The sequence below is a fragment of the Arcticibacter eurypsychrophilus genome (genome assembly GCF_001730525.1).
Classification (GTDB): Bacteria; Bacteroidota; Bacteroidia; order Sphingobacteriales; family Sphingobacteriaceae; genus Arcticibacter; species Arcticibacter eurypsychrophilus.
On record NZ_MDFN01000004.1, the window covers coordinates 167,511 to 178,215 of the forward strand.

Annotated in this window: 4 protein-coding genes; 1 reads left to right on the forward strand and 3 read right to left on the reverse strand. The window is 37.9% G+C overall.

Annotated elements, in window-relative coordinates; all coding sequences use genetic code 11:
- Positions 1 to 48 precede the first annotated feature (48 nt).
- From BFL47_RS03905 to BFL47_RS03915, 3 genes are all read right to left on the reverse strand, one after another.
- Entirely contained in the window at positions 49 to 3,627 is a 3,579-nt protein-coding gene (locus BFL47_RS03905; protein WP_069658489.1) for a VCBS repeat-containing protein, read from the reverse strand.
- A gap of 130 nt (positions 3,628 to 3,757) precedes the next feature.
- Positions 3,758 to 5,374 carry a RagB/SusD family nutrient uptake outer membrane protein gene (locus BFL47_RS03910; RefSeq protein WP_069658490.1) on the reverse strand — a complete coding sequence of 539 codons (1,617 nt, stop codon included), beginning with the start codon at positions 5,372 to 5,374 and terminating at the stop codon, positions 3,758 to 3,760.
- Between the two features lie 28 nt (positions 5,375 to 5,402).
- On the reverse strand, positions 5,403 to 8,585 hold the full coding sequence (locus tag BFL47_RS03915; protein WP_170827261.1) for a SusC/RagA family TonB-linked outer membrane protein: 3,183 nt from the start codon (positions 8,583 to 8,585) through the stop codon (positions 5,403 to 5,405).
- Between the two features lie 966 nt (positions 8,586 to 9,551).
- Here BFL47_RS03915 and BFL47_RS03920 point away from each other — a divergent pair.
- Entirely contained in the window at positions 9,552 to 10,526 is a 975-nt protein-coding gene (locus BFL47_RS03920; RefSeq protein WP_069658492.1) for an HlyD family secretion protein, read from the forward strand.
- Positions 10,527 to 10,705 lie beyond the last annotated feature (179 nt).

Below are 10,705 nucleotides of genomic sequence, written 5' to 3' on the forward strand. Positions count from 1 at the left end.
CATTATTTTAGATTCTTACAAATGTTTTTTCCTAAAGCAAATTACCTCTTAATTCAATTGCACTGTCCTTTCCTTCTTTTTACTGTTTGTTATGGTTATTCCTGTAACGTCTTTACCTATACTCAAAAACCTTCCTGATTGCGATAGAAACGAGGAGCCATAGTAAAACTCCTGCTTTAAGCTGCTTCCATTCTTAAACTTCAACACTGCGCTTGCATCAGAAGGTTCAACCTTGATATTCTTAAGCCCTGATTTTAACCGAAGAATCTGAAGTTTCCCTTTGTTTTGACTAGCTGCTAACAAATACCCATTTTTACTATCTTTCAATTTAACTAGTGCGCGTCCATTTCCAGGTAAATAAATTCCACTTTGTAAAATGGTAAGCGGCTTAAACCCACCTTTACCATTGCCTTTTAGCATTAAGCCATTAAGCGCATCGTAACGACCGGTAGCCACATCAGTGCCAAAGTCATTACCATTTATAGCTACATCCAAATTACCATCACCATCAAAATCATCTACAACCATCCCGTTAAGTACCGAAACCTGCGCTTCTTTAAGAAGAGGGATCATAGTAAACTTTCCATTGCCATCATTTCGAAGGAAGCAAGATTGCAACATATTCGCCTGCAACTTAATGGCACCTTCCATTTGTTCAGGAGATAATATTTTGTCCATTGTTGCTTCAGCATACGATTTATAATTAGTAAACTTTTTCTTCAGACTAATCATTTGTTTTAGCATGTCCTCACGGCCATGAATAGGGTAATCTCTCCTCACGCCGTTTTTATCAGGAAAATACATTGAAGGGATCGCTATGAAACCACCGTTCTTGTCAAAATCATTCGCAGTAATAGAAACAGGAAATTCATCACTGGCTTTAAAGAGGGTATTTAAACCTACATTGCCTACAATATAATCCATCCGCCCTGTGTGTCTAAAATCACCTGCAATAATGGTATTCCACCAACCGGTCTTACCTTTTAAACCCGTAGTTGAAGTTACATCTTCAAACTTACCATGATTATTCTTTAAGAAAGTAATAGGCATCCATTCGCCTCCAAGGATCAAATCAGGTTGTTTATCGTTATCAAAATCTGTAAATAAAGCGTCACAAACCATCCCCATATTTTGCAAAGCAGGGGCAACGCTGGAGGTAACATCTGTAAACTTACTATGTCCTTTTTCACTGTCATTCCTGAAGATAAAACTGGATACAGGTTTAGGGTAATTCCATGGATTTACACGTCCGGAAACAAAAAGATCAAGCTTGCCATCCTGGTTGTAATCACAAGCACGTACACACAGTTTGCTTGTGTTGTTAAGGGGGAGTGCATTTGAAGAAAGTGTAAAGTTGCCTTTACCATCATTCATATAAAGCCTGTCCTGATAAGCCGGATTATTCGATTCATATTGGTACCCTCCACTTGAAGCATACAGATCTAAATTCCCATCACCATCTGCATCAAACAGAAGCAAGCCCGCATCATTAAATGGTTTTGAATAATCGACAGGAGTGGTCACTAAAGCATGCTGTTTAAACTTTCCATTTGGAAGTTGAAAGAATACCTGTGCCGTATTTGAAGAACTACCACCGATAACAATATCATCCAAACCATTTTTGTCCATATCACCAACTGCTAGTGCAGGGCTATATTCTGACAATTTATGGGGCAAGAGTTTTTGAATGGTAAAGTCAATAAAATCGGCATCATGACTGAAGTAATTTATTCCCACAGAATCAGTAACTTCTTTAAATAAAGAATTTGAAGCATACTGAGGTACATTCCAGGAATACCCAGCTTTTGCGTCTGCCTCTTTTACATTAAGCTTAATGTCAGCCTTTACATTGGTCAGTTTCTGTTTTTTACCATTTTGCCATTTAATGATCACCGAGTCTAGTTGACTTACTTTACCTAAACCAAATTGCACCGTACTTTCAACAGTTGAGAGATAGCCTCTGAATGTATTATGCTCGTAGACCTGTTTCTTTCCATGGTCGTAGTATATTTCTGCTGTAGCACCCAGTCCACCTACATTTTGCTCATTCCCAATAAAATTTATTTTAAGATAATGAAGATTGTTTAAGTTGTTTTTATCGTCCCTGGAGGTATTACGATATAGAGAGGCCTCATCATTTATATTATTGATCACCATGTCCAGTGCCCCATCATTATCCAGATCTGCATATACGGCACCATTAGAAAAATTTTTAACTGTAAGACCCCATTCTTTACTCACATCTTTAAAGGTCAGATCGCCGTTGTTGACGTAGGCATAATTATGCAGCTTGATTTCCGGAATCTGTTCCAGTATTTTTTGTTTTGATGCCACAGCATAAGCCTCCTGACGATAGGTCATAAAATCATGATCAGAAACGTCTTTAGGAAAGCCATTGGTAATAATGATATCACGGAAACTATCATTATTGAAGTCTGCCACAACAGGAGCCCAGCTCCAGTCTGTTTGTGAGATCCCACTCAAAAAGCCAACTTCGCTAAAACCAGGACTACCTAATTGACCTTGTTGTTCGGGACGGGGTCCTTGGTTTACCTGCAATGTATTACGTACATATTGATATTGAAAACCATACTGATCAAAATTTTGATTCGTTTGATAGCTACTTGGCCCAAGCATCATTTTTTTGCGGTAGTTATCTTCCGGATTCATATCCAGTTCAATAACATCTGCCAGCCCGTCGTTATTGATGTCTACAATATCATTTCCCATCGAATTGAAAGAGGTATGCTTAAAATATTCTTTCGAACGATTAGTGAATGTGCCGTCATGGTTATTGATATACAAAATGTTATTGGATACAAAATCATTCGAAACATATATGTCCTTCCAGCCATCATTGTTGATGTCTACCGTAGTTGCAGCATGTCCATAGCCCTCCAGTGTAATGCCTGCCTTGGCGGATACATCATGAAAGACAGGGTGTTTTAGCTGACCCTCCCAATCATTTTGGTAAAGCTTACCAATACTATGATTTGGTGTGTATTTAGCGCTGCCGAAAACGTTAGGGTTATAGCTTGAGTTGGCTGTATTTACTGTAAGATACATATCCAGATCGCCATCATTATCATAATCGAAGAAGCTGGCCATTGTCGATTGTTCATGTGCATCCAATCCGTAGGCTGCAGCCTGATCTTTAAATACAGGAATCCCATCTTTATTCAATCCCTGGTTTACGTACAATAAGTTGGTGCGACGTAAAGAATCTGCATAAATAGTATTACAGACATATATATCCATCAAACCATCGTTATTGATGTCTATAACTGAAGTGCCACGACCCCATCTGCCCATTCCTTCTACCTGTGCCACCTCTGTGATATCTTCAAACTTAAAATCACCTTTATTTAAATACAAACGGTTTGGTACCATATTGCCCGTTAAATAAACATCGCTCAAACCATCATTATTAAAATCACCTATTCCGACACCTCCGCCATTATAAATATTAACTACATCTAAGGGATTAATCGAGTCAGATTCAGTAATTGTATTACTAAAATGAATGCCTGAATGTGAGGAAGGTACTTCTTCGAAAAGTGTCTTCTTCTTGCAGGAATTAAAAAATAATGCACATAAAATAAGGGTGACAAGGGGGAAGTTCTTCATTTACATTGGTTACTGAGAAATCTTTGATTAAGATAACAATATTCATTCATAAAGAATGTAAATAAAAAAAGCATGAAAACTTCTCTTCTAAAGGAGGAGCCTTTCATGCTTTTTATATTACAAAACAAGTTTAATAACCTGCGTTTTGTGTCAAATTTGGATTAAGACCGATCTCTATTTGAGGAATAGGGTAGAGTTCATGTCCAGCAGGGATATCAATATTATATACCTCTTTAATAAACGATGTAGCTACACCAGCTCTGCGCAAATTATAAAAAGTAGAGTATTCACCGGAAAGTTCATGTCTGTATTCATGATAGACCATTTGCAATGGATCAGCTACAACTTTCCCTTCGCTCATATAAACAGCAGGAGCAGTACCACCAAATGCACGGTCCCGAACCAATTTCATAGTAGCTAAACCACCAGCAACATTTCCAGTTCTGATCTGACATTCCGCTTTATTTAATAATACTTCACCATAGCGTACTAGAACCTGATTCTGTGCTCCAAAAATAGTACCATCCTCTGAATTTCCGTTAAGCGTTGGATCGCGCCACATCTTTTCATTGTAATAGCCACTTCTAGGAATGGTTAAATCTGTTCCAATCCATGGTTTTGCTATTGTTCCACAGGTGTTAATGATATTTCCATCGGATCCTGTATATTTCAATTTAACAACTGGATCGGTACTTGCAAAACCGGCTTTTACCAAAGCATACGATTTAATTCCCCCTCTGGCAATAATACCCGGACTAGGGTTAATATCACCGGGACCAATTATGGTAGCTGCTTTTCTTTGATCACCTGTTTGGAAACCATCATAAAGGCCCTTATTGCCATAATCGTAACCAAAATTGGATACTTCTTCGGGCATACCAAAAGAACCAATCCAAGCTACTTCATTACTGGCACCCCAGCTTTGTGTACCGGCTACAACAAACTGAACTTCAAATATAGATTCAGCGTTGTTTTCTTTATCCGCTTCATGAATGTCAATAAATTTAGGTATCAACGTATATTTTCCTGTTACCTGATTAAAAGTGGCTAATGCAAGGTCATATTTTTTTAACCACATTTGTGCTGCACCTAAATAACTCAAAGCTGCACCCTTTGTTGCTCTGCCAAGGTCTGTGGGATCGTAGCCTTCTTTCCATGGAAGCAAACCTGCTGCAACAATGAGGTCTTGTTCTACCTGCGCAAATACTTCATCTTGAGTGCTTTTTGGTCTGAGGCCATCATTAGCACCTGTTGTTAATTCTAAAGGTACACCTCCAAAACTTGCAGCTAGATAATAATACGTCATACCACGCAAAAAGTAGATTTCACCGGTCAGCCGATCCGCTAATGCCTCTGTCAATACGCCGTTCTCTTTCATTTGTGCTATAATTACAATAGCTGAATTGGCTCTTGCTATACCAATGTAAGCGCGTTGCCAAAATACCTGTATCCCTCCGAAGGTAGATGGAATAGCATAAGTATTATAAAAGCGGTCATTTCCCCAATTGAAAAAATCATGCGATTGAAAGTTGGCATAATACCAAAGTGATTTTTTTAACAGATCTGCATTTTGATAAGTATCATATATAGCATTTACAAGTGCGATACCATCCGCTGGTTTATTAAACAAAACAAACCTCGTTGGATTTGACGAATCCGTCTGATCTAAAAACCCTTTTTGGCAACTTGAAGGAAGTAATATGGCGAGTCCTACTGCCAATACACTTAAATATTTTTTAATTTCCATTACTCTTTTCTGTTATTTTAAATATTATTTAAAATGTCACATTTAAACCTACCGTGTAAAACCGGGAAGAAGGATAGGTGCCAATATCAATTCCAGATGCTGTAGGGCTAGCTGCAATACTGTTATTATTATTAGGATCTGTACCTGTTGGCTGACCAATTTCTGGATCCAATCCAGAATATTTGGTTATGGTAAACAAATTTTGAGCAGCTACATACAATCTTACTTTAGATAGCGTTAACTTATTACCTAATGCTGCTGGTAGGGTATAGCCTAATGTCACATTCCGCAAACGCAAGTAACTTCCATTTTCCACGTAAATGCTTGATACCACATTGTTAGCACTCACATCATCATTGTAATTGACCCTTGCAAAACGATTAGATGGATTAGTTGACGTCCATCTGTTCTCATAATATTCCTGACTTACGTTTTGGATCCCAACAAAACCCGGGGCCTGGAAACTCTCCAGGTTACGTGCCTGGTAGTTAAAAATTTTGTTTCCGTAGGTGCCATAAAAAAACGCATTAAAGTCGAACGCTTTATAGGAAAAATCCAAATTGAAGCCTCCATAAAATTTGGGGATAGGACTTCCTAGGCTAGTTCTGTCATCTGCAGTAATCTGGCCATCGCCATTGATGTCTTTGAATTTTCGATCGCCTGGTTGAGTCGGTTGAGCAGCATTACCCTGATAGTTACCATCAGGCGCTACTTTATTCAAAGCGTCAATTTCAGCTTGTGTTTGGAATATACCTTGATTTACGTATCCGTAAAATTCACCTACAGGCTGTCCAATGTTGGTTTGACTAAATTGAGCCCATCCATTTGCAGGCGTAGTCAAAGCGACAAGGTTACCTATAAATGCAGTGCTCTTACTAATGCTCAATAGCTTATTGTCAACAGTAGTAAAGCTTAAACCCAGACCATATGAAAATTTCTCTATAGTGTGCCTGTAGTTTAAGGATGCCTCTAAACCCTGATTCCTGATACTACCTGCATTTTGTGCAGATATAGTTACGCCTGATTGAGACGCTGTTGGAATTGGCAATAAAAAGTCCTTAGAGTCTTTTCTATAATATTCAAGCGTTAAAGTAAGATCATTGTTTAAAAATCCTGCATCCATACCGAAGTTAGTTTGCCTGGAAGTTTCCCAAGACAGACCTTCGTTGTCAAGGTTCACATAAGCAAGACCATCTTGATAGGTACCGCCGAAAGGATAACCCACATTAGAACCAGAACTAGCAGGGCCACCAGAACTGTATCTTGCCAGGTATAAGAATGGCCTGATACCCCTGTAATTCCCAACTTCACCCCAGCTACCTCTAAACTTTAAATCTGATATGAAGTCTACATCCTTTAGGAATGATTCTTCTTTCGCTTTCCATCCAATTGAAGCGGATGGGAATACGCCATATTGGTTATTTTTATAAAAATTGGAAGAGCCGTCTCTTCTAACAGTAGCTGTAAATATATACCGATCATTATACTTGTAGGTTACCCTGCCAAACTGTGATGCAAGAGAGAACTTTTGCTGATTACCAAAAACAACCAGATTTTTAACCTGTCCCAAATCCCTCATGGCATCACTTATAAGACTATTTCCATTTCCCCCAACCTGTCGGAAAGTATTTTCTTGTTGAGAAATACCTCCAACTATATCTAAAGCATGAAGGCCGAAAGTCTTAGTATATGAAATTGTATTTTCCCATAACCATTCATACGTGTTGTTGGCACTCTGTGAATAGGTGTTTAGAATGTTAGGACTTGCCACATTATATTGTGCTAAAGAACGAGTATCCGAAGGCGTAAAATAGTAACCCGAATAATCAGATGTATTTATTCCAAAGTTTGTTTTGATTCTAAAGCCATCAAATAAGCTAGCTTCCAGGGATGTTGTTCCAAGAAAATAGTTACTTAAATTTTTAGAGTCTTGAGTCTCTATCGTATACAAAGGGTTGCCCCAGCCTCGTGTGTAGGTATTTACCGGGTCAAAAAAACCATAGTTGCCATTGCTATCCTTTGCCTCACTAGTTAGTTTATTGCCTGCAAATGTAGGTATCAATTCGCTTAAAGTAGCTAATGCGCCTGTACCAAAAGGATTGAGGTTATCTTGTCTGGAGTATTTAGCACTTGATGATGATTTAAGCCATTTTGTAGCCGTATAATCAATATTCATTCCCAGGTTCATTCTTTTGAAAAAAGATCCTGTGACCACACCTTTTTGATCAAAATATCCGGCTGAAAATGCAGATTGAACTTTTTCATTCCCTCCACGCACAGCTAAATTGTAGTTTTGTCTTAAACCTGTTCGGTATACCTCATCCTGCCAGTTTATATTGCGCAAAGCAGATGGATTGCTCCATTCCGGCAATCGGGAAAAACCAGGAGTTTCATTAGCAAGAGTGGCCCACTGCTCTGCATTCAGTACCTTATATTTTTTGGGTTCGGATTGAAAAGAATTATAGGCATCTAAAGCAACCTGCACCCCATTTTTGCTTCCCTTTTTAGTTGTAATAATGACTACTCCATTAGATGCACGCACACCATAAATTGCGGTAGCTGAGGCATCCTTTAAAATATCCATTGTAGCAATATCATTTGGATTAATGTTATTGAGGCCACCTGTTACCGGATAACCGTCAACCACATATAGCGGTTCATTGTTTCCAAGGCTTCCCACACCTCTAATTAATACGGTAACGCCACTTCCTGGCGCACCATCATTGTTGGTAACCTGTACACCTGACGAGCGCCCTTGTAATGCCTGATCCAAGGAAGCAACAGGTACCTTTTCAATTTGAGCACTAGATACAGAGCTTACTGATCCTGTTAAGTCCTTACGATTAGCAGTTCCATACCCAATAACAACGACCTCCTGCAACGACTTGCTGTCTGTAACAAGTGTAATATTAATCGTTGATCTATTTCCAACAGCGATCTCCTGTGTTACATATCCGGTGAAACTAAATACTAAGGTTGAATTTTCAGGTGCGTTTATACTATATTCACCTGATAGCCCAGTAATGGTGCCTTGTGTTGTACCTTTAATTCTAACACTAGTTCCTATTATAGGACCAGAATCGTCAGATACATTACCGGTTATTCTTTTGCCTTGAGCAAAGGAACTTGATAAGGTAAGAATAGTAAGCATTAGTGCTAGTACAGCTCTGAAGTACTTACTATTGTCTTTAAACAGTAGTTTTTGTTTCATAAACATCTTAATTGGTAGTTAAATTTACTATGGTAGCTTGATTGTAATAAAGATAATACATGTGTAACCATATAAATGATATTAATTTATCCTATTCATGTATGATTTAAACAAAATTATAATGGGCAGAATCCTATATAAGAAGAATATATAGTAGGGAAATCTCCCTGTTTAAAGCGATTAGCAACCCATTGAAAACAAAAACATATTGACTCTCGAAAATGATTTTCAAGTTGAAAATTTGAATATCTGAGCAATTTTGACTTTTAAAGTATGGATCGTAAAGAGAATTTTAATACTAAAAATTCGATCTTCTCAATTATCTATCAGGTTAATTAATGGTGCTAAAACGCTTTAAGAAGAATAATACTAAACAACCTCATTGTTCGATCTTATAAGTAGAAAAGATGGAGGCACAAACTTGTTATGCCAATTACTGAGCAATGAATGTGAACTTATATGATGCTTTTGTAACCTGCCAGAATAGGTTTCTGAAGATGCAGAATAGCTAATTTTTAATACACCCGATTGAAGAACAAAAAAACTACAGCTATTTTGATATATGCTTATCTATTTAAACAACCCTGCATACCATTATCTATTTATCTAAAAAGGATTTAACTTTCACCTGTTTCGCAATTAATTCGCTTTCAGAGCGTACAAGGTGCGGAGAAGGTGCGGAGAAGGTGGGTATCAGGTGCGCTAAAATTAATAACCAGTTAATCAAAAAAGCAGTACATGTATAAAGGATTAAGCGCTCTTTTTAAATTTGCTTAAGGGCTTTATTTATTCCATAAATTTTTTTTCTTTATTGAAAAATAGGTTTCTGCACAAAAAAAGAAAAAATACCTCCTTGTTATTTTTATCAGCGTCCTGGTAATTGTCGGAGGTGTCGGTGCCGTCCGGTACTTTTTTAAGCCTTCCTTAACTCGTAGAGATTTTACAACCGCCAAAGTGGAATGGGGAATGATTGAAAATACCATTAATGCTACAGGAGAAGTATTGCCTGAATTTGAAGAAGTGCTATCGGGTCCCATCAATGCTTCCCTGACAAAAGTCCTTCTGGATGCAGGACATCCGGTTAAAAACGGAGAATCCATACTTGTCCTTGACAAATCTGTTGCTCAAACCGATTACAATAAACTCCAATTTCAAATGGAATCAAAGCAAAATGACATCCGTAAGTTAAAGCTTGATCTGGAAAAAAGCTTTTTTGATATCAAATCCAGCAATGACATCAAACAACTGCGGATCAGTAATTTGAAGGATGCTGTTGCTGCATCAAAGCGCTTATTAAAAGCGGGTGGTGGTACTAAAGAAGATGTGGAACAGGCGGAGTTAAATTTGAAAGTGGCCGCAATGGAGAAACTCCAATTGGAAAATGAAATTAAAAGCAAACAGCAAACCATGAAAATTGAGATTAGAGAGGCTGAAATTGCATGGGCTATTCAACGCAATGATTTGGATGCCTTGAAACATAAACTTGATCTGGCAGATATTGTGGCCACACGGGAAGGGATAGTTACCTGGGTAAATAAAAATATTGGAACCAGTATTAAGGAAGGAGAAGTATTAGTCCGCATTGCCGATTTAAGCGGATTTAAAGTGGGAGGGAGTATCTCAGATAACATGATAGATAAGATCAACAATCATATGCCGGCCATCATCCGTATAGGGGATACCCAGCTGAAGGGTTCGATCGTAAATATTTATCCGGCAGTACTAAACGGAATCGTCTCCTTTGATATTCAGTTAAATGATAAAAAGAGTAAAGAACTTCGGCCTAATCAAAAAGTGGATGTATTTCTGGTTACAGAAACCCGAACTCATGCTCCGCTCTTTTATATAGTTGCAAATGGTAACTCCAGCTTCGTGGAGGGCATTATTATTAAAACATGTCTTATTCCTGATTTTAACTCATGTAATTATAACAATAATTAAATTTTTTATAACTGAAATAGAAGTGCTTATACTCAAACTACTAAAAAAGACCTGAAAATACTTGCACTGTATGCGCTGTAGCTGTATCTTTGCGTCACTTTAACGGAAACGGAGACAGTATAACAGCTTAAACGGACAAGAAAAAGTATGATTCCGTAGCTCAGCTGGTAGAGCATTAC

Coding starts and splice junctions, on each gene's coding strand:
- BFL47_RS03920 (WP_069658492.1), top strand. CDS start 9,552: ATGATTGAAAATACCATTAATGCTACAGGAGAAGTATTGCCTGAATTT.
- BFL47_RS03910 (WP_069658490.1), bottom strand. CDS start 5,374: ATGGAAATTAAAAAATATTTAAGTGTATTGGCAGTAGGACTCGCCATA.
- BFL47_RS03905 (WP_069658489.1), bottom strand. CDS start 3,627: ATGAAGAACTTCCCCCTTGTCACCCTTATTTTATGTGCATTATTTTTT.
- BFL47_RS03915 (WP_170827261.1), bottom strand. CDS start 8,585: ATGAAACAAAAACTACTGTTTAAAGACAATAGTAAGTACTTCAGAGCT.